We start from the raw sequence: 19,989 nt of genomic DNA, 5'->3' as shown, positions 1-19,989 counted from the left end.
CACGAAGTGCCGCGCGAGCCGACGCTTCGTGACAGGTGAGCGGCTCGTTGCCCGCGGGAGAGTCAGGCGTACGCGACCGAGACCGCGTGGGCGAGTGGATGCTGCGGCGCGAGGCCCGCGAGGGCCGCGGCGCCGTCGATGCCGTGGCCGAGAGGCTCGACGAGCGTGACGTCGAACTCGCTCGCGGCGATGTGCGAGGCGAACGCCTCGCGCAGCTGCGGGGAGCGGAAGACGCCGCCGATCGCGCACGCGGCGAAGTGCTCGCGCTCGTCGTCGGAGCGCACGCGGCGCAGCGCCGTCTCGACACTGTGCGCGAGCTCGCCGCCGGCGCGGACGGTGATGTTCTGCGAGACCGCGTCGCCCTCCGTCGCGAGGCGAGCGACGAGGGCTGCGAAGGACGCGATCACGCTCACGCGCTCGGGGTCGGACTGCAGGTGGATGTACGCCTGGCTGAGGTCGGGCCACCGCTCCTCGGCGACGGCGCGGAGCGCGGTCGCGGGACCGCGGCCGTCGTACTCGCGCATCACGGCGTCGAGCGCCTCGCGGCCGATCCAGTAGCCGCTGCCCGCGTCGCCCATGAGGTAGCCCCACCCGTCGACGCGGGCCACCCGCGAGGCGCCGACCGCGAGCGTCACGACGCCCGTGCCCGCGGCGACCACCGCGCCGCGCGTGTCGCCGAGCGCCCCGAGGAACGACGTCGTCGAGTCGTGCGCGAGGATCACCTCGTGCACGGCGGCGTCGTCGATCCGGGCGAGGAAGGCGGCAGCATCCGATTCCCGTGTCGTGAGACCCGAGACGCCGGCGCTCACGACCGAGACCTCGGCGCCGGTGCGCTCGATCGCAGCGTGCGTCACGGCGGCGAGCTGGGGCAGAAGGGGCTCCCCGGTGCGGATGCCGGGGAACACGATGTCGTGCTCGCGCACGCGCACCTTGATCCCGGTCTGGCCAGCATCGATCGCCAGCACTGCGGCGGTCATCGCGAGACCCCCGCCGCGAGTGCCGAGTACTGTGCGCGCAGATACTCGCCGGCGGGCTTGCCGTACGGGCAGTAGTCGTCGTTGCGCACCGCCTCTTCAGCGGAGTACAGGCGTGCAGGCCAATCCCACAACATGAATCCCCCCACCCACGCGCGCTGCGCGCACGCCTCGAACATGACCCTGTAGTACCGCAGTTGCTCGTCGGGTGAAACCTCCCCGGGCAGCGACCAGTCGTTCGGGCGATCCGGCGACCCCTCGCGCGAGGGGCACCCGGCCTCCATGAAGAAGAACGGCTTGCCCGTCGCGGCGACGGCCGCCTCGATGCGGTCGAGCTCGGCTTCCCACCGGTCGACGGGGTAATAGCCGCTCGAGCTCACGACGTCGACCGCGTCCCACCAGCCGAGGCGGTCCTCCTGGTACTTGTCGCAGTTGTACGTCACGATGCCGGAGTACTCGGCCCGCACGGCGGCGATGAGCTCGCGCCACTCGGCCTCGCGGGCGTCGGCGCGCACCATCTCGCAGCCGACGCAGAGCATCTCGCAGCCCTCCGCCTCCGCGAGGCGCGCGGCGTGCACGATGAACGCGCGGTACGACGTGAACCACTCGCCCCACGTCGGCTCGCCCGGCACGTCCTGGTCGAAGAACCCGATGTGAGCGCGCCACGTGCCGTCCGCGACGTTGACGACGGGCTTCAGGCACACCTTCAGCCCGAGCGCCTTGGCCGCGCGGATCGCCCACACGATCTCGTCGTCGGTCACCGTCGGCTCCTCCCGGAACCGCACCTCGGTCGACTGGGCGGTGTCCTGCAGGGCCGCGTACGCCAGAGCGGTCCAGTTCACGCCGTGGTCGGCCATCAGCCGCAGGGACTCGGATGCCTCGACCGTCGCCCATGTTCCGCGCACGCCTGTCCATCCCCAGGTCATTCCGGCCACGTACGGCCCGAGCGCCTGGGTGGTCTCGGCGGTCACGAGGCGACCAGCTCGTTGGCGGTGCGCAGCACGCGCGGATCGGAGAGGACGGATGCGGCGAGCCCGCCGCCGTCGTGACGCACGATGAGCGTCGCGCTCTCGCCCGGCAGCAGGGTGACGAGCGCATCGGACGCCACGGCATCGGGGTCGACCTTGTCGACGAGGAGCGTGAGGTCGCGCACCAGGGTGGAGGCGGTGAGCGTGACCCGCGTGCCGTCGGCGGCCGGCTCTGCATGCACGTCGACCTCGGCCGCGCCGAGGGCCGAGTCCCGAGGCTCGGCGAAGAACCAGAAGCCCCGCACGTCGTCGACGCCCGCCACCACGAGCTCGGCGGCCAGGTCGGCGGCCACGGCGATGTCGGCGGGCAGCGACACGGTCAGCGTCTCGCGCGGGCCCAGTGAGACCGGGGTCTCGAACCGGGCGAGCTCGTCGCCCGCGAACCCCACGCGTCGCGCCACGAATCCGCCGGACCACGGCTCGGCCGTGTCGTTGACGAGCACCGCGGCGAGCCCGCCGTCGCGGGGCTGGATCGTCGCCAGCCGCGGAGCGAACGCGTTCTTGAGCCCGTAGTAGAGCGGCTTCGGACGCTCGTCGCCGTCGATCGCGGCCCACGACGTGACCGGCCAGCAGTCGTTGAGCTGCCACACGATCGCGCCCTGCGTGTGGGGCGCCCACGAGCGGAAGTGCTCGAGCGCGGCGCGCACGGCGAGCGCCTGGTTGAGCTGCATCGCCCAGTGCCAGTCCTCCATGGCCTCCGGCATCCGGAAGTGCGGGATCAGCCCGTTCGAGAGCTTGGTGTTCCCCTCCATCGCCTTCTGGTGCACGATCATGCCGGGCGATTCGGGGGTCAGCGGCGCGTCCGACACGGAGCGCACGAGCGTCGACCACGCCGGCGGGCCCTGCCAGCCGAACTCGGCGACGAACCGTGGGCGGTGATCGCGGTAGGTGTGCCAGTCGCGACGGTTCCACTGCTCCCACAGGTGCATCGAGCCGTGCTGCTCGTCGTTGGGGTGCGGACCCGTCTGTGTCTGGCCGTCCCAGCCCGCGCCGGGGCTGAACGGGCTGCCGGGCGCGTACGGCACGTGCGGCGCGAGCTCGGCGACGAGCGCCGGGAACAGCTCGTAGTAGTAGTGCGCGCCCCAGGTCTTGCCGTCGAGGCGCAGCTTCCAGCCCCAGTCCTCGTAGCCCCAGAGGTTCTCGTTGTTGCCGGTGAGCAGCACGAGCGACGCATGGTGGCCGAGCCGCACGATGTTCTCGCGCGCCTCCGCCTCGATCTCGGAGCGCAGGGGCTCCTCCTCGGCGTACGCGGCGCACGCGAACAGGAAGTCCTGCCATACCAGGAGGCCCAGCTCGTCGGCGAGCTCGTAGAAGTCGTCCGACTCGTAGAGCCCGCCGCCCCACACGCGGATGAGGTTGAGGTTCGCGTCGAGCGCCTGCTCGAAACGGCGCCGCAGACGGTCGCGCGTGACGCGCACGGTGAGCGCGTCGTCGGGGATCCAGTTGACGCCCTTCACGAACACCGGCTGGTCGTTGACGACGAGCGTGAACGGCGTGCCGGCATCGTCGGGCGTCATGTCCCAGCGCACATCTCGGAAGCCGACGACGCGGTGCGTCGCGTCCAGCGGGTCGGGCGCATCGCCGTACAGACGCACGTCGACCACATACAGCGGCTGCTCGCCATACCCTGCCGGCCACCAGCGATCGGCGTGCGGGACCTCGAGTCGCACGTGCGCCCGATCGCCGTCCACCTCGACGAAGGTGCTCGGCAGGGCGTCGCCGTCGAGCCCGGGCCCGTTCACCGCGACGTGCACGAGAAGACGATCGGATGCCGCATCCGCCGAGCGCTCGAGCTCGACGTCCACCGTGATCGTGCCGCCGTCGCCGTCCGGCGCAGCGACGACGCGCGTCTGCGCGAGGCGTGCGACCGACCAGGACTCGAGCCCGACCGGCTTCACGATGCCGCTCGTGTAGGTCGCGATGCCCCAGTCCCAGCCGAAGCTGCACGCGGACTTGCGGATCGCGTCGTAGGGGAGCGGGTACGGGCGCTGGCGCACGCCGAGTGCGACGCTCTGCTCGTTCGCGTACTTCACCGGCGAGCGGAAGCGCACCACGAGTTCGTTGTCGCCCTCGACGAGCGCGTCGCGCACGTCGAACCGGTACGAGCGGTGCTGGTTCGCCGTCGAGCCGACCTCGCGACCGTTGAGCAGGATCGTCGTCACGGTGTCCAGGCCCTCGAAGACGAGATCGGTGCGGTCCGCGGCATCCTTCGTCCAAGGGAATGTCGTCGCGTACGTCCAGTCGACGAGTCCGATCCAGGCCAGCGCCGACTCGTTGTCGTCGAGGAACGGGTCGGGGATCAGCCCCGCGGCCAGGAGATCGGTGTGCACGCACCCGGGCACGACGGCGGCGACGGCATCCGTGAGTCCGCCGGGAGCAGGTCCGGCGGACGCCCGCAGCGTCCAGCCGGCGTCGATCGGGCGGAAGGAGAGGGAAGAGGTCACTTGACGGCTCCTGCGGTGAGGCCCTTGTAGATCCAGCGCTGAAGCAGCAGGAAGGCGATGAACGTGGGGATGATCACGAGGATCGTACCCGCGGCGATCACCTCCCATTGCGCGCCGTACGGGCCCTTGAATCGGAACAGGGAGGTCGAGATGAATCCCTGCGAGGGCAGATAGAGGAAGGGGAGGTAGAACTCGTTGTAGATCGCGATGCCCTTGATGATCACGACGGTCGCGATGGCCGGCCGCAGCAGCGGCAGGATGATGCGCCAGTAGATCGTCCACCGGTTCGCGCCGTCGATCATCGCCGCCTCGTCGAGCGAGACCGGGATCGACTGCATGAACTGGATGAACAGGTAGATCGCGATGATGTCGGTGCCCATGAACAGGATGATCAGGGCCGCCATCGAGTCGTACAGGCCGAAGGCGCTGATCAGCTGGAAGGTCGCGACCTGCGTCGTGACGCCGGGGATCAGCGTCGCGATGAGGAAGAGCGCGAGCACCAGCCGCTTGCCGCGGAAGTTGAAGCGGTCGAGCGCATAGGCGGCCATCGTGCCGATGAAGATCGTGCCCACCAGCGACACCACCAGGACGATCGTGGTGTTCACGAAGCCTTCGAGCATCTTCCCGCTGACGAACGCCGTCACGAAGTTGTCGAAGTTGAGCCAGTTCGACGGCGGCGTGAACGGGCCCGTCTGCGCGTACTCGGGGGCGGTCTTGAGTCCGGCGAACAGCAGGACCGACAGCGGCAGGATCGTGACGACGGCCGCGACGATGAGACTCGTGTACTTCGCTGTCGTGGCGCTCCCCGAGCGCACGCGCTCGAGGGGCGAGCGTCCGCGGATCTTCGGCTCGGGCGGGCTGGTCCGCAGCGGCATCGTGCGGAGCGGTTCTTCGGTGGTGGTCATGTGAGATCGACCTTCTCGTCGGGGAAGACTCTGCGCTGGATCCATGTCACGACCAGCACGACGATCAGCAGGACGACGGCCATCGCCGAGGCGAGACCCACCGACCGGTAGCTGAACGCGGTCTGCAGCGTGTTGATGACGAAGGTGGAGGAGCCGTTCGCCCCGCCGGTCATCACGAAGGGCACCTCGAACACACTGAGGCTGCCGGCGATCGCGAGGATCACGGTGAGGCCCACGACGCGGCGGATGCCGGGGAAGATGATCGCCCAGAACTGCGCCCAGCGGTTGGCGCCGTCGATGTCGGCGGCTTCGTACAGCTCGTGGGAGATCGACTGGATCGCGCCGAGGAACAGCACGAATCCCATGCCGGTGTAGCGCCACACGGACGTGGCGGCGAGCGACCAGTTGACGACGTCGGGGTCGCCCAGCCACTGCGGCGGCTCGGTGACGCCGAACCAGCTCAGCACGGTGTCGAGCGTGCCGCCGGGCTGGAACAGGTAGAGGAACACGAAGCCGACGGCGACGCCGTTGATCAGGTAGGGGAAGAACAGCACGCCGCGGAAGAAGCCGGAGAATCGGGTCGAGAAGCTCAGGATCGTCGCGAAGTACAGCGCGATGGCGATCTGGAAGAACGACGCCGCGAAGTAGTAGAGGCTGACGAAGAACACCGAGAAGATGCGCGGATCGGTGAAGACCTGCACGTAGTTCTCGAACCCGACGAGGTTCTTCTGCTGGTCGATGCCGTCCCAGTCGGTGACGCTGTAGTAGAAGAGGTTGATCGCCGGCCAGTAGGTGAACAGCAGCAGCAGGCCCACGGCCGCGGCGAGGAACAGCCACGGCGTGAGGTGCTGCATGACGCTCTGGCCTGCGGAGCCGCCCCGCCGGCCGCCGGCTCCGCGGGAGATCCCGCGGAGCCGGCGGCCGCGCATGGGCGCCGAGAGGGCAGCAGGGGCATCCGCCGGTGCCGCGCCAGGAGTTGCGATGGCCATGTCTCTGCCGCCCCCTTCCGTCAGCCCTTGAGGCTCTCGACGGCGGCGCCCCACTTGTCGTTGAGCTCGGCGAAGTAGCTCTCCTTGTCGCCGTCGGCGGCGCCGCGGGCGATGTCGACGAGCTTCTGGCGGTAGATCGGGCCGTACAGGTCGATCTGGGCCTCGTTCGCGGTCTCGGTGAGGAGCGCCTCCTTGCCGGCCGGGGCCGGGTTGATCTCCATGAGCTCGACGCCGGCGGCCTCGAAGTCGGTCAGCGACTCGGGGAGCGGGTCGTCCTTCAGCGTCGACACCATGCCCTGCACGTCGGTGTAGTCGGACTCGCCCACGATCCACCGGATGAACGCCCAGGACGCGGCCTTCGCCTTTGAGTGCTTGCTCACGCCGAGGTTGTAGTCGCCGCCGATCACGGCGTACTGCTGGCCGTCGACGTTCGCCGGGAACGCGAAGAACCCGATGTCGTCGGCCGAGGCGCCGTTGTCTTCGGCGGCGGCCTTCATCTGCGACACGGCCCAGGAGCCGAGGGTCATCGCCGCGACCTCGCCGGTGCCGATGAGCACCTTCGACTGCTCCCAGTCGGTGGTGAGCGGGTCGTCCTCGGTGAGGCCGGCCGCCACGCTCTCGTAGAGCAGGGAGTCGATCGCGTAGACGTCGGTGCCCTCGGTCCACGGTGCCGGGTCCTCGGCGAGCGTGATCGGGGCATCGGCGTCGTCGGTGACGCCGCCGAGGTTGCCGAAGCTCTGGGTCAGCGGCCACCCGCCCTTGTAGTTGGTGTACAGCGGGATCGCATCGGTGTTGTCCTTGACCTTCTGGAGGGCCTCGAGCCACTCCTCCTCGCTGGTCGGGAGCTCGGTGACGCCGGCCGCTTCGAAGACCTTCTTGTTGTAGACGACGCCGTTGGCGTTGCCGCCCCACGCGATGCCGTACTGGGTGCCGTCGTAGCTGGCGGCGGGGAGGAATCGGTAGGTGTCCTCGAAGTCCGCCGTCTTGCCGAGCGGCTCGAGGAACTGCTCGAACTGGTCGGGCTGGATGGTCGGGATGCCGAGGACGTCGCCGTAGTTCGTGGTCGACATGCGCGTCTGCATCTCGGTCGCGTAGTCGGTGACGGCCTCGATGGTGACGTTCACCTCGGGGTACTTCTTCTCGAACTCCTCGACGTAGCGGTCGTACGTGCCGTCCTGCACGAGGTCGGTGCGCCAGGTGAGGACCTTGATGTCGCCCTTGATCTCGCCGTCGATCGTGTTGTCGGCATCGCCCGCGCCGCCGCCCGCGCAGCCGCTGATCGCGACCGCGGCGGTGGCCAGCAGCACGATGCCCGCCAGTGCCTTCTTCGCCATGTGATTTCTCCTTGTCAGGTTCGCCCTTGAACTGCCGGTGCGCGTCGTCGCACCGTTGCGTGGTTCGTCGCGCCGTCAGAGTAGAGCGATTCGAAGCGTTTCCGCAAGCGTTTGATGTCATCGCTGTCTTGTCCTGTCCGATCGTCAGGGTTCGAAGAAACAAGCTCACTGAACTGGGATTATTTTGTAATCCCTTCGCCGCGCGGCATCCCGATGTCTGAGCAATGTCCTACGTGGACATTTCCGGACGCCAGGTGCTAGCGTGAACCCCGCCGGCAAGGAGGCCACGATGACCGTTCAGCAGCGCGCGACGCTCGAAGACGTCGCGCGACTCGCGGGAGTGAGCTCGAAGACGGTCTCGCGCGTGTTCACGCACCGCGACCTCGTCGCGCCGGAGACGGTGGAGCGCGTGCTCGGCGCCGCGAAGCGGCTGCGTTTCCGCCCCAACCCGCTGGCGCGCAATCTGCGCCGCGGCGGCCCGACGAACACGATCGGGTTCATCATGGGCGAGCTAAACAACCCGTTCTACTACAAGCTCGCCGCCGGAATCGAACGCGAGCTGTCGGCGCACGGCTTCTCGCTGGTCGTCGCGACCACCGACGACACCGCCGAGGGAGAGGAGCGCGTCGCCGACGCCCTCCTCGGTCAGCGCCTCGGCGCGCTGCTGCTCATTCCCGTCGCCGACGACCAGTCGTACCTCGAGGGTGAGCGCCATCTCGGCACGCCCGTGATCGCGATCGATCGGCCGGCACGCAACCTCGTCGCCGATTCGATCGTGCTCGAAAACCACCGCGGGGTGTTCGACGCCACGACGCGACTGCTCGAGCGCGGCCACCGGCGCATCGGCTACATCTGCAACCCGGCGTCCGTCTACACGCAGGCCGAGCGCCTGCGCGGCTATCGCGACGCCCTGGCGGCATACGGCATCCGCGACTCCTCGGCGTGGGAGCGCCTCGAAGACGACCTGTCGCGACCCGCCGACGGCCTCATCGCCGATCTGCTCGACCGCGACGACGCGCCCACCGCCATCATCACCGGCAACAACCGCGTCACGATCGGCGCGCTGCGCGTGCTGCGCGACCTCCACGACGACGGCCGCACGGCCCTCGTCGGCTTCGACGACTTCGACACCGCCGACGTGCTCGGGGTCACCGTGATCAGCTACGACCCGCTCGCGCTCGGCAAGGCCGCCGCGACGCTCGCGATCGAGCGCATGCAGGATCCCGCCGGCTTCACCCGTCAGCTCGAGATGCCGACGTGGATCGTCGAGCGCGGCACCGGCGAACGCACCCCCGCAGAGAGGACCACCGCATGACCCCCGGCTTCATCCGTCTCGAGAGCGAGGGCGTCGGCGTGCTCGTCGACGCCCGCGGCCCGGGTCTTCCGCACGTGCTCCACTGGGGTGCGTCCGTCGGCGGGATCACGGATGCCGATGCCGACGCCCTCGCGAAGGCGCTGAGCCGCCAGACCGCCCCGGAGACGCTCGACGCCGCGTGGCAGGTCTCGCTGTCCCCGCAGGAGGGCGACGGCTGGACGGGGCGCCCCGGGATGCAGCTGCGCCGCGACGGTGTCGTGCACCACGCGCGGTGGGACGTGACAGGCCTCGAGGCCGACGACCGGTCGTTCACCGTCGGGGCGCGGGATGCGGCATCGGCTCTGCGTCTGTCGATCACGGTGGGCATCGAGGCCGGCGGTGTCGTGTGGGTGCAGCAGGCGCTCGCACACGAGGGAGCGCCGGATGCGGCGCCGGTCGACGTCGACTGGCTCGAGGCGACGCTGCCGGTGCCGTCGACGACCGACACGCTGCTGACGTTCGACGGCCGCTGGACGCGTGAGAAGCGGCCCGTCGTGACCCCGGTGCCCGCCGGCGCCACCGTGCGGCAGACGCGTCGCGGCCGCCCCGGACACGACAACCCGGTCGCGGCGATCGCCGGGATCGGAGCGCCGCGCTGGCAGGACGGCACCCTGTGGGGCGTGCACCTCGCGTGGTCGAGCGACCTGACGACGCGGATCGACCGCGTCACCGACGCGGTGACGCTGATCGGCGCCGGCGAGCTGCTGCGCCCCGGCGAGATCCGGCTCGCGCCGGGCGACGAGTACCGGGCGCCGCGCACGGCCTTCGTGTACACGGCCGAGGGCCTCGACGGTTTCGCGCACCGCGTGCACACATGGCTGCGGGCGCGGCCGCAGCATCCGGCGTCCGCCCGTCCTCTCGTGCTCAACACGTGGGAGGCGGTGTACTTCGACCACGACGCCGACCGGCTCGCCGCGCTCGCCGAGCGCGCCGCCGAGGTCGGCATCGAGCGGTTCGTGCTCGACGACGGGTGGTTCCAGGGGCGTCGCGACGACTCGACGAGCCTCGGCGACTGGGTCGTCGACCGGGCGGTGTGGCCAGACGGTCTCGGTCCACTCGCGGCACGCGTGCACGAGCTGGGCATGCAGTTCGGACTGTGGTTCGAGCCCGAGATGATCAGCCTCGACTCCGACGTGGCACGCGCCCACCCGGACTGGCTCCTGCACCACACAGGGCACCTCGACCACCATCCGGCGGTGTCGTGGCGCGGGCAGTACGTCATGGATCTCGCGAACCCGGACGCGTACGCCCATGTGCTCGGACAGATCGACGCGCTCGTGGGCGAGCTCGGCATCGACTTCATCAAGTGGGACCACAACCGCGATCTCGTCGAGAGCGTGCACGACGGGCGCCCCGGCGGGCACGCCCAGATGACGGCGGTCTACGAGCTCATCGCGGAGCTGAAGTCGCGGCATCCGTCGCTCGAGATCGAGTCCTGCTCGAGCGGGGGCGCGCGCACCGACCTCGGGATCCTCGAGGTCACCGACCGGGTGTGGGCGAGCGACTCGAACGACCCGGTGGAACGCCAGGACATCCAGCGCTGGACCGGCCTGCTGCTGCCGCCCGAGCTCGTCGGAGCGCACGTCGGCCCGACGACGTCGCACTCGTCAGGGCGCACCACCGCGCTGTCGTACCGGATGGCGACGAGCCTCATGGGCTCGGCCGGGTTCGAGTGGGACATCCTCTCGTGCGACGACGACGAGACCGCCACGATCACGCGGTTCGCGGCGCTCTACAAGGAGCTGCGGCCGATCGTCCATCGCGGACGGATGCTGCACCCCGAGCTGCGCGACCCCGCCTGGCGTGCGACGGCCTTCGTCGCCGACGACGCGGCGGTCGTCGTCGTGGCGACGGTGGCGAGCCTCGAGGATGCCCGCGCCGAGCGACTCCGCGTGCCCGGGCTGGACCGAGACCGTCGCTACCGCGTGCGCGTGCGCCGCGAGATCGGCGCGGCCGCCTACGGCTGGATCGCCCCGGAGTGGTTCACCGCCGGCGAGATCGAGCTGCCGGGGTCGCTGCTCGCCGAGGTCGGCCTGCAGCTGCCGACGCTGTGGCCGCTGCAGGCGTTCGTGCTCCACCTCGAGGCCCTCTGACCAGGGCCGCGGTTCAGGTCAGGTCGGCGAGGAAGCGGGCCTGCTTCGGGAACTGGAACGCCTGACCGCCCTCGTGGCCGTTGTGCGTGTAGACCTCGATCTGCTTCACCGGGTGGGTGTGGCGGTTGTACGCCGCGTACACGGTCGACGGCGGGCAGATGGTGTCCATGAGGGCGACGGAGTACAGGGCCGCAGCATCCGCCCGCTTCGCCATGTTCACGCCGTCGAAGTACGACAGCGTCTCGAACACGCGCTCGTCGCGGCCGCGATGCACGGCGAGGTACCGCACGACCTCCTGGTAGGGGTCGTCGCCGGTGAGGCCGACGGCGCGCTCGAAGTGGCAGAGGAACGGCACGTCGGGCATGACCGCCACGAGGCCGTCCGACAGTCCCGCCGCGGCGATGGCGATGCCGCCGCCCTGGCTCGCGCCGCACACGGCGATGCGGCCGGCGTCGATCTGCGGGAGCGTGCGCACGGCGTCGATGGCGCGCACCGCATCCGTGAAGACCCGGCGGTAGTAGTAGGTCTCGGGATCCTCGATGCCGCGAGTCATGAACCCCGATGACGAGGGACCGGTGCCGTGCGGGTCGAGGGTGTCGCCGCCCGAGCCCCACATCGAGCCCTGGCCGCGCGTGTCCATGAAGAGGTGGGCGTAGCCGGCGGCGGCCCAGCCGAGGCGCTCGCCGGCGAGCCCGCGGCCGCCTCCGTAGCCCTGGTACTCGACCACCGCCGGGAGCGGGCCGTCGGCACCGGCCGGGAGCGTCAGCCACGCCTTGACCGGGTCGCCGCCGAAGCCGGGGAACGTCACGTCGAAGATGTCGACCAGCGTGTACGGCGTCTCGAGGCGCACGACGTCGGGGGAGGCATCCCACTGCCGCGACTGCGCGAGCGTGTCGGCCCAGAAGGCGTCGAAGTCGGCGGGTTCGCGGACGTCGGGGGCGTAGTCCGCGAGCTCAGCGGGGGACAGATCGAATCTCGGCACGCGCTCACCCTAGCGCGTCGCGCGGAAGCGTTTCGACGGTCTGGACCGAGAAGGCGACGGGGTCTCGATGGGGGAGGGGTATTCGAGGCCCCGCCGCCGGTCTCTGTGCGCCCGGCGGGCGCTGTGTGGGGAAGTCTTCGGGTCGATCGTGCGGCTCTGCGTCAGAGACGGATCTCTGCGATGACTTCACCGTACTCGGTCTCGCCGACCGGTGTGAAGCCCACACGCTCGAAGAATGCCTGCGGACCGCCTTCGCCGGCCTCGTAGATGACGTTCACGTGGTCCATCCCGCGGTTGCGCGCCTCTTCGAGGAGCCCCGCGACGGCGAAGCGGCCGACGCCGCGGCCCTGGTCGTCGGCGTCGACGTTGATGCGCCACAGCACCGATCGGAAGTGCTCCTGCGGGTCGTCGAGGTCGAAGTTGCCGCTGACGAACGCGACGACCTCCTCGCCGTCGACCACCACGCGCTGCCAGGTGGTCTGCGGGTTCACGACGGTCGCCGCGATGCCGTAGCTCACCGGCGACAGGAACTCCTCCTGGCCGGGCTTGAGCGACATATTGTTGACCGCCACGATGGTCGTGGCGGACAGTTCGACGAGTCGCAGTTCAGCCATGGACCACAGGCTAGCCCCCATGGCGGCATCCGGCATCGTCCGGAAGTCGGATTAACACGGTGTTCATACGGCGAAGTATCTTGACGTCGAGATATCTCGGCCGCTTGCGATAGGCTGAACGCCGACCCGCAAGAAGGACGTGACTGGTGACCGACTCGACCATCATCTACACCTACACCGACGAGGCACCGGCCCTCGCGACCGCATCGTTCCTGCCGATCGTGCAGGCCGTGACCCGCCAGGCGGGAGTGGACGTCGAGACGCGCGACATCTCGCTCGCGGGCCGCATCCTCGCGGCGTTCCCCCAGAACCTGACCCCCGAGCAGCAGGTGGGTGACGCGCTCGCCGAGCTCGGCGGCCTCGCGACGCTCCCCGAGGCCAACATCATCAAGCTGCCGAACATCTCGGCCTCGATCCCGCAGCTGAAGGCCGCGATCGCCGAGCTGCAGTCGCAGGGCTACGACATCCCGGACTACCCGGACGACGCGCAGTCGCTCGAAGACAAGGACGTGCGCGCCCGCTACGACCGCATCAAGGGCTCGGCCGTGAACCCCGTCCTCCGCGAGGGCAACAGCGACCGCCGTGCGCCGCTGTCGGTGAAGAACTACGCGCGCAAGCACCCGCACCGCAACAAGGCCTTCGGCGAGGGCTCGAAGACCCGCGTCGCGACCCTCGGCCACGACGACTTCAAGTCGAACGAGAAGACGACGGTCATCCCCGCCGACGACGTGCTCGCGGTCCGCTTCGTCGCGGCCGACGGCACCACCACCGAGCTGAAGACCGGCATCAAGGTGCTCCCCGGTGAGATCGTCGACGGCACGTTCCTGTCGGCGGCCGCGCTCGACGCGTTCCTCGCCGAGACCCTCGAGACCGCCAAGGCGGAGGACGTCCTCTACTCGGTGCACCTCAAGGCCACGATGATGAAGGTCAGCGACCCGATCATCTTCGGCCACGTCGTGAAGGCCTACTACGCCGACGTGTTCGACCGTTTCGGCGACAAGATCGCCGAGGCCGGCCTCACTCCGAACGACGGCCTGGGCGCGATCCTCGCGGGCCTCAAGAACGTCGAGGGCGGCGACGAGATCGCCGCCGCGTTCGCCGCGGCCACGGACACCCCGCGCCTCTCGTACGTCAACTCCGACAAGGGCATCACGAACCTCCACGTGCCGTCCGACGTCATCGTCGACGCCTCGATGCCCGCCCTCGTCCGCAACGGCGGCAAGCTGTGGGGCGCCGACGGCGGCGAGGCCGACACGCTGGCCGTCATCCCCGACTCGTCGTACGCGGGCGTCTACCAGACCGTGATCGACGACGTCATCGCGCACGGCCCGCTCGACCCGGCCACCATCGGCACCGTCCCGAACGTGGGTCTCATGGCGCAGGCCGCCGAGGAGTACGGCAGCCACGACAAGACGTTCGAGCTCGCCGCCGCCGGCACCGTCCAGGTCGTGAACCAGGCCGGCGACGTGCTGCTCGCCCACGAGGTCGCCCCGGGCGACATCTGGCGCGCGACGCAGACGAAGGACGTCGCGATCCGCGACTGGGTGAAGCTCGCGGTCACGCGCGCCCGCGCCACCGGTTCCCCCGCCGTGTTCTGGCTCGACGAGAACCGCTCGCACGACGCGGCGCTCATCGCCAAGGTCAAGACGTACCTCGCCGACCACGACACTGACGGCCTCACGATCGAGATCCTCGCGCCCGCCGCGGCGACCCAGTACTCGCTGGACCGTCTGCGCAAGGGCGAAGACACGATCTCGGTGACCGGCAACGTGCTGCGCGACTACCTCACCGACCTGTTCCCGATCCTCGAGGTCGGCACCAGCGCCAAGATGCTGTCGATCGTCCCGCTCCTCGCGGGCGGCGGCCTCTTCGAGACGGGCGCCGGCGGCTCGGCCCCCAAGCACGTGCAGCAGCTCCTCGCCGAGGACTACCTGCGCTGGGACTCACTCGGCGAGTTCTTCGCACTCGCTGCGTCGCTCGAGCACCTCGCCGACTTCACCGGCAACGCCAAGGCACGTGTCCTCGCCGACACGCTGGATGCCGCGACCGGCACCTTCCTCGAGAACGACAAGTCGCCCGGCCGCGCGCTCGGCACGATCGACAACCGCGGAAGCCACTTCTACCTCGCCCTCTACTGGACGCAGGAGCTCGCGAAGCAGCAGGCCGACGCCGACCTCGCGGCGGCCTTCGCCCCCGTGGCCGAGGCGCTCGCCGCGAACGAGCAGAAGATCGTCGACGAGCTCCTCGCGGTGCAGGGCTCGGCCGTCGAGATCGGCGGCTACTACCGCCCCGACGCCGAACTGGTCACCGGTGTCATGCGTCCGTCGCAGACCTTCAACGAGGTCATCGACGCACTCTGACGACTGAGATACGGAAGGACGGATGCCTCGGCATCCGTCCTTCCGTCGTCTCCGGGGCTGTTGATCCCGAGGTCGCGCAGTCCTACTCTGGGGGGCGCCACCGCCGCTGGGGAGGGGCGGCCCTTCCGAGGGGGGACGATGTCGCCTCTGCTGTACACGCTCGGGCGCTGGGCCTTCCGCGCGCGCGGCCTCGTGCTGGGCGTGTGGATCGCGGTGCTCATGGCGCTGTTCGCGGGGGCGGCGCTGCTCGGCACGGGCACCGACAACACGTACACGATCCCGGGCACCGAGTCCCAGGAGGCGCTCGACGCGCTCGGCCGCACGTTCCCGCAGGTGAGCGGAGGGTCGGCGCAGCTGATCGCCGTCGCGCCGCCGGGCGGATCGGCGACCGATGCCGACTTCGAGGCCGCGGTCGAGGCATCCGTCGATGCGATCGCCCAGATCCCGCAGGTGTCGTCGGCGACGTCGCCGTACGGCCAGGCGTCGTCGGCGAACATCAGCGCCGACGGCGACGCCGTGCTCGTGCCGATCCAGCTGACCGTGAGCGGCACGGCCGTGCACGCCTCGACCGGCGAGGCGCTGCAGGATGCGGGCGCGGCGCTGCAGGACGCCCTGCCCCCGGGCTCCGAGGTGTCGGTCGGCGGGCAGCTCTTCTCGCAGAGCTCGACGGGCATCAGCATCACCGAGCTGATCGGGATCGGCGTCGCCTTCGTCGTGCTGGTGTTCACGTTCGCATCGCTGGTGGCCGCCGGGCTGCCGCTCGTGACGGCGATCGTCGGCGTCGGAGCGTCGCTCTCGATCGTGCTCATCGCGACGCGGTTCACCACGATCACCTCGACCACGCCGCTGCTCGCCCTCATGCTGGGACTCGCCGTCGGCATCGACTACGCCCTTTTCGTGCTCGCGCGACATCAGGACCAGCTCAAGGAGGGCGTCGAGCCGGAAGAGGCCGCGGCCCGAGCGATCGCGACGTCAGGGTCGGCGGTGGTGTTCGCCGCGCTCACGGTGATCATCGCGCTCCTCGGGCTCGTGGTCGCGGGCATCCCGTTCCTCACGACCATGGGCGTCGCCGCGGCCGTCGCGGTCGCCCTGGCCGTGCTCGTCTCGCTGACGTTGACGCCCGCGCTCCTGGGGTTCGCGAAATGGCGCGTCGTGCCGCGACGGTACCGTCCCGCGCGGCACACGGATGCTGCGGAAGCCGGCGACGCGGAGGCGCCGGCCGATGCCGTCGACGACGAGTGGGAGGAGCCTGCGCTCGACGACGCCGAGGTGGAGCTCATCGATCCGGCCGAGGAGGAAGCGGACGCCGATGGGGCGACGGACGCTGCCGCTGCGGGCGATGCGACCGACCCGGACGGCGCGGACTCGGCGCCGGCCCCGCGGGCGCCGGGCCGCTTCTTCCGCGGCTGGGTGCGCACCGTCACGCGGTGGCCGTTCGCGACGGTCGTGCTGATCGTCGGCCTGCTGGCATGCGCGGCCCTTCCCGCGGCGCACCTGCGCCTCGCCCTGCCCGACGCGGGATCGATGGAGGAGGGCGAGCCCGGCCGCGTGACGTACGACCTCATCGCCGAGCACTTCGGTCCCGGGTACAACGGCCCGCTGCTGGTGACGGGGTCGGTGATCGAGAGCACGGATCCGGTCGGGCTGATGGGCGACCTCGGCGCCGAGATCGCGACGGTCGACGGCGTGGCCTCCGTGCCGCTCACGACGCCGAACGAGACCGGCGACACCGGCATCGTGCAGGTGATCCCCGAGGGCGGGCCCGACTCGGTCGCGACGGCGGACCTCGTCACGACGCTGCGCGGCATGCACGACCACTTCGAGACCGAGTACGGCGTGGATCTCTCCGTGACCGGATACACCGCGGCCGGCATCGACATCTCGGAGAGACTGGCCGGCGCGCTGCTGCCGTTCGGCATCCTGGTCGTGGGGCTCTCGCTCGTGCTCCTCGCGATGGTGTTCCGCTCCATCGTCGTGCCGATCACCGCGGCGCTCGGCTACGTGCTGTCGATCGGTGCGGCGTTCGGGCTCACCACGCTGGTCTTCGTCGACGGCGTCTTCGCCGACGCCTTGAACGTCGCCTCGGTGGGGACGGTCATCAGCTTCATGCCGATCATCCTCATGGGCGTGCTCTTCGGGCTTGCGATGGACTACGAGGTGTTCCTCGTCAGCCGGATGCGCGAGGACTACGTGCACCACGGCGAGCCGGTGCGTGCGGTGCATGACGGGTTCGCAGCATCCGCTCGCGTGGTCACCGCTGCCGCGACCATCATGTTCGCGGTGTTCGTCGCGTTCGTCCCCGAGGGCGACGCCAACATCCAGCCGATCGCCTTCGGGCTCGCCGTCGGCGTCGTGATCGACGCGTTCCTCGTGCGCATGACGCTCATCCCGGCGGTGCTCGTGCTGTTCGGGCACCGCGCGTGGTGGATGCCGGCGTGGCTGGACCGCCTGCTGCCCTCGTTCGACGTCGAGGGGGAGGCGCTCGCGGAGGAGCTCGCGCTCGCCGAATGGCCCGATCGCGACCTCGCGCTGGCGGCCGAGGGAGCGCGCGTGCACGACCACCAGTGCACGCTCGATGCGGAGCTCGCGCCCGGCGGCATCCTCGTGATCGAAGGGGCGGATGCTGCGGAACGGCGCGCGATGCTCGCCGCGCTGGGCGGGCGAGCCGAACTCGCCGAAGGACGCGTCAGGGTGGCGGGGTTCGTGCTGCCGGCCCGCACCGCCACGGTGCGCGCGCGGACGTCGTACTGGCGCGTGCCCCCGGACGCCGGAGGTCTCGACCTCGCGCTCGACTCGCGGCCGTCGCTCGTGTTCGTCGACGGGCTCGACGACGTCGGCTCCCCGTCGGCGCTGCGGCGCGTGCACGGGGAGCTGACGGCGGCGCGCGCCGCCGATCCCGCACTGGCGCTGGTGGTCGCCGCACGCGACACCGTCGACGTCGAGCCGACGCTGCCCGCCGACGCGGCGCCCGTCGTCGTGCGGCTCGCCGGCGGCGACCGCGATGGCGCGCTCGTCGCGGCGGGTGGTGCCTCCGCGGCTCCCGCGAGGCCGGACTGATGGCCACGTTCAGCGCGACCTCGGGGTCGCCGCGGCTCGGCCGGCTGGCGGTGATCGGTCTCATCATCGTGCCGCTCCTGATCGGAGGGATCCTGGCGTGGGCACTCGCCGCGCCCACGGCGCATCCGGAGCGGCTCACAGCCGCGATCGTGAACGACGACACGCCCGTCACCGTCGACGGCCAGTCCGTGCCGCTCGGGCGGCAATTCGCCGCAGGACTGATGGCCGCCCAGGAGCCTGCGCAGCCCGGAGTCGACACCACGGACGACCCGCCGCCGAGCCTCGACTGGGTGCTCACGAACGACGAGGATGCCGCCGAGGGGCTCGCGGCCGGGAGGTACGTGGCCGTCGTGCGGATCCCCCCGACCTTCTCCGCCGATGCCACCTCGATCTCGGGACCGGGTGCACAGGCGCGGCAGGCGGTTGTGGAGGTGCGGACGACTCCGGCGTCCGCCTGGCTCGACCCCGCGCTGACCGGTGCGGTGACGCAGGCTGCGACTGCGGCCCTCGGCCGGGAGCTCACCGGCCGCTACCTCCAGCAGGTCTATACCGGGTTCAACACGATCGCCGACCAGATCGGCCAGGCGGCCGCGGGGGCGGATCAGGTCGCTGCGGGGGCGGCCTCGGCGGCGACGGGAGCGGCCGATCTGTCGAGCGGGGCGAGCGCGCTGTCGTCAGGGCTCGCTTCGCTGAGCGCGGGAGCGGCGGGCCTGGCCTCGGGGCTGGCGCAGCTCGACGCCTCAGCGCGCCCCCTGCCGGGGGTGGCGGCGGACGTCGCCGCCGGGGCGAACCGGGTCGCCGGTTCGCTGGACGAGGCGCTGCGACAGGCGGATGCCGCGACCCTCGCCTTCGCGGAGGTCGTCGCCGAACTGTGCGGACTCCCCGGACCGGGAACGCTGTGCGATCGCGCCACACAGGCGCTCCGGGAGCTCGAGGCCGCCGACGCGGGGCTGCGCGATCTCACGACCGGCGCGCGCCGCGTCGCCGTCGGCAATGACGCGCTCGCCGCCGCGCTGCCGAGGGTCGTGAGCGGCATCGACAGCGCGGCGACCGGCGCCGGCCAGGTGTCGGCGGGTGCCGCCTCGTCCAGCGCAGGCGGCGGAGAGGTTGCCTCCGGTGCCGCCCAGCTCGCCGCGGGCACCGCACAGGTCGACGCCGGCGCCGCCGAGCTGTCGTCGGGGCTGGACTCCGCGTCGACCCAGCTCCCGACCTACACCGACGACGACATCGACACGCTGTCGACCGTCGTCGCGGAGCCCGTCGTGGTCGACCAGACGACGTCGGCCACCGGCATCCAATCCGTTCCGCTCTTCACGATGATCGCGCTGTGGCTCGGCGCCCTCGTCACGGCCATCGCGGTGCAGTCGGTGCCGACCGCGCGGCTGCTGAGCGGCAGGGGCTCGGTCGCCATCGCCCTGCGCGCCGTCGTGCCGACGGTGGCGATCTGCGCCGCGCAGGGCGTCGTCGTCGGTGCCGCCGTGCTCACGTCGGTGGGCGTGAACCCGCTCGAGTGGATCGCGTTCGTGGCATCGGCGATGCTCTGCGGCGTGGTCTTCGGTCTTGCGAATCAGGGACTGGCGGCCGCGTTCGGCGCCACCGGCCGCATCGTCGCCGCGCTGATCGCGATCGTGGCGCTCGCGGCGGGGCTCGCAGGAACGGTTCCGCCGGTCATCTCGCAGCTCGCAGCGGCGCTGCCGACCGCGGCCGCGACAGCGCTCCTGCGGGCCGCGCTCACCGCCGACGCGGCCGGGGTCATCCCCGCGATCATCGGGCTGGGCCTCACGGCCGTCGCGGGGCTCGGCCTCGTGATCGCCGGGGTCGCCGGCCGGCGGCGGGTCAGCGTGGAGGCGTGACC

Annotated in this window: 13 protein-coding genes; 5 read left to right on the top strand and 8 right to left on the bottom strand. The window is 70.8% G+C overall.

The genetic code is table 11. The annotated features are described in order from the left end of the window. Window positions 1–62: 62 nt before the first annotated feature. The 6 genes from ACFC1K_RS09410 to ACFC1K_RS09385 are packed head-to-tail and all read right to left on the bottom strand — an operon-like array spanning window position 63 to window position 7,674. On the bottom strand, window positions 63–977 hold the full coding sequence (locus ACFC1K_RS09410) for an N-acetylglucosamine kinase (RefSeq protein ID WP_375871401.1): 915 nt from the start codon (window positions 975–977) through the stop codon (window positions 63–65). Next, window positions 974–1,900, bottom strand: a complete 927-nt coding sequence (locus ACFC1K_RS09405) for a 1,4-beta-xylanase (protein ID WP_375871808.1) — start codon at window positions 1,898–1,900, stop codon at window positions 974–976. Before ACFC1K_RS09405 ends, ACFC1K_RS09410 begins: the two co-directional genes overlap by 4 nt. 41 nt (window positions 1,901–1,941) lie before the next feature. After that, on the bottom strand, window positions 1,942–4,446 hold the full coding sequence (locus ACFC1K_RS09400) for a glycoside hydrolase family 2 protein (protein ID WP_375871400.1): 2,505 nt from the start codon (window positions 4,444–4,446) through the stop codon (window positions 1,942–1,944). Further along, window positions 4,443–5,351: a carbohydrate ABC transporter permease gene (locus ACFC1K_RS09395; protein ID WP_310247568.1), complete on the bottom strand. Its 909-nt coding sequence runs from the start codon at window positions 5,349–5,351 to the stop codon at window positions 4,443–4,445. Before ACFC1K_RS09395 ends, ACFC1K_RS09400 begins: the two co-directional genes overlap by 4 nt. Next, a complete protein-coding gene (locus ACFC1K_RS09390; RefSeq protein ID WP_375871399.1) occupies window positions 5,348–6,340 on the bottom strand; it encodes a carbohydrate ABC transporter permease in 993 nt (330 codons plus the stop codon). Before ACFC1K_RS09390 ends, ACFC1K_RS09395 begins: the two co-directional genes overlap by 4 nt. A 20-nt stretch (window positions 6,341–6,360) precedes the next feature. Next, window positions 6,361–7,674: an ABC transporter substrate-binding protein gene (locus ACFC1K_RS09385; protein WP_375871398.1), complete on the bottom strand. Its 1,314-nt coding sequence runs from the start codon at window positions 7,672–7,674 to the stop codon at window positions 6,361–6,363. 289 nt (window positions 7,675–7,963) lie between these two features. Between ACFC1K_RS09385 and ACFC1K_RS09380 the strand changes: the two genes are divergently transcribed. Together ACFC1K_RS09380 and ACFC1K_RS09375 are read left to right on the top strand one after the other, a co-directional pair. After that, window positions 7,964–8,989, top strand: coding sequence for a LacI family DNA-binding transcriptional regulator (locus ACFC1K_RS09380; RefSeq protein ID WP_375871397.1), 1,026 nt, complete (start codon window positions 7,964–7,966; stop codon window positions 8,987–8,989). Next, window positions 8,986–11,121 (top strand): alpha-galactosidase, encoded by a 2,136-nt coding sequence (locus ACFC1K_RS09375; RefSeq protein WP_375871396.1) that lies wholly within the window; start codon window positions 8,986–8,988, stop codon window positions 11,119–11,121. Before ACFC1K_RS09380 ends, ACFC1K_RS09375 begins: the two co-directional genes overlap by 4 nt. A gap of 13 nt (window positions 11,122–11,134) precedes the next feature. On the opposite strand, the gene ACFC1K_RS09370 is transcribed toward ACFC1K_RS09375, so the two are convergent. Both ACFC1K_RS09370 and ACFC1K_RS09365 read right to left on the bottom strand, forming a co-directional pair. Then, window positions 11,135–12,103, bottom strand: a complete 969-nt coding sequence (locus ACFC1K_RS09370; protein ID WP_375871395.1) for an acetylxylan esterase — start codon at window positions 12,101–12,103, stop codon at window positions 11,135–11,137. A 161-nt stretch (window positions 12,104–12,264) separates the two neighbouring features. Beyond that, complete coding sequence (locus tag ACFC1K_RS09365) at window positions 12,265–12,717, bottom strand: GNAT family N-acetyltransferase (RefSeq protein WP_375871394.1); 453 nt, start codon at window positions 12,715–12,717, stop codon at window positions 12,265–12,267. Window positions 12,718–12,863: 146 nt separating this feature from the next. On the opposite strand from ACFC1K_RS09365, the gene ACFC1K_RS09360 reads away from it, so the two are divergent. The 3 genes from ACFC1K_RS09360 (at window position 12,864) to ACFC1K_RS09350 (ending at window position 19,987) form a co-directional block, all read left to right on the top strand. After that, entirely contained in the window at window positions 12,864–15,077 is a 2,214-nt protein-coding gene (locus tag ACFC1K_RS09360) for an NADP-dependent isocitrate dehydrogenase (RefSeq protein ID WP_375871393.1), read from the top strand. A 138-nt stretch (window positions 15,078–15,215) separates the two neighbouring features. Then, the gene (locus ACFC1K_RS09355; RefSeq protein ID WP_375871392.1) at window positions 15,216–18,134 is read left to right on the top strand and encodes an MMPL family transporter; all 2,919 of its coding nucleotides are present in this window, start codon (window positions 15,216–15,218) and stop codon (window positions 18,132–18,134) included. Then, window positions 18,134–19,987 (top strand): YhgE/Pip domain-containing protein, encoded by a 1,854-nt coding sequence (locus tag ACFC1K_RS09350; protein WP_375871391.1) that lies wholly within the window; start codon window positions 18,134–18,136, stop codon window positions 19,985–19,987. The genes ACFC1K_RS09355 and ACFC1K_RS09350 overlap by 1 nt, the downstream gene beginning before the upstream one ends. Window positions 19,988–19,989: the final 2 nt, after the last annotated feature.

Source organism: Microbacterium sp. NPDC056057 (genome assembly GCF_042266945.1).
GTDB classification, from domain to species: Bacteria; Actinomycetota; Actinomycetes; order Actinomycetales; family Microbacteriaceae; genus Microbacterium; species Microbacterium trichothecenolyticum_C.
This window is presented reverse-complemented; position numbering and strand designations above follow the sequence as displayed.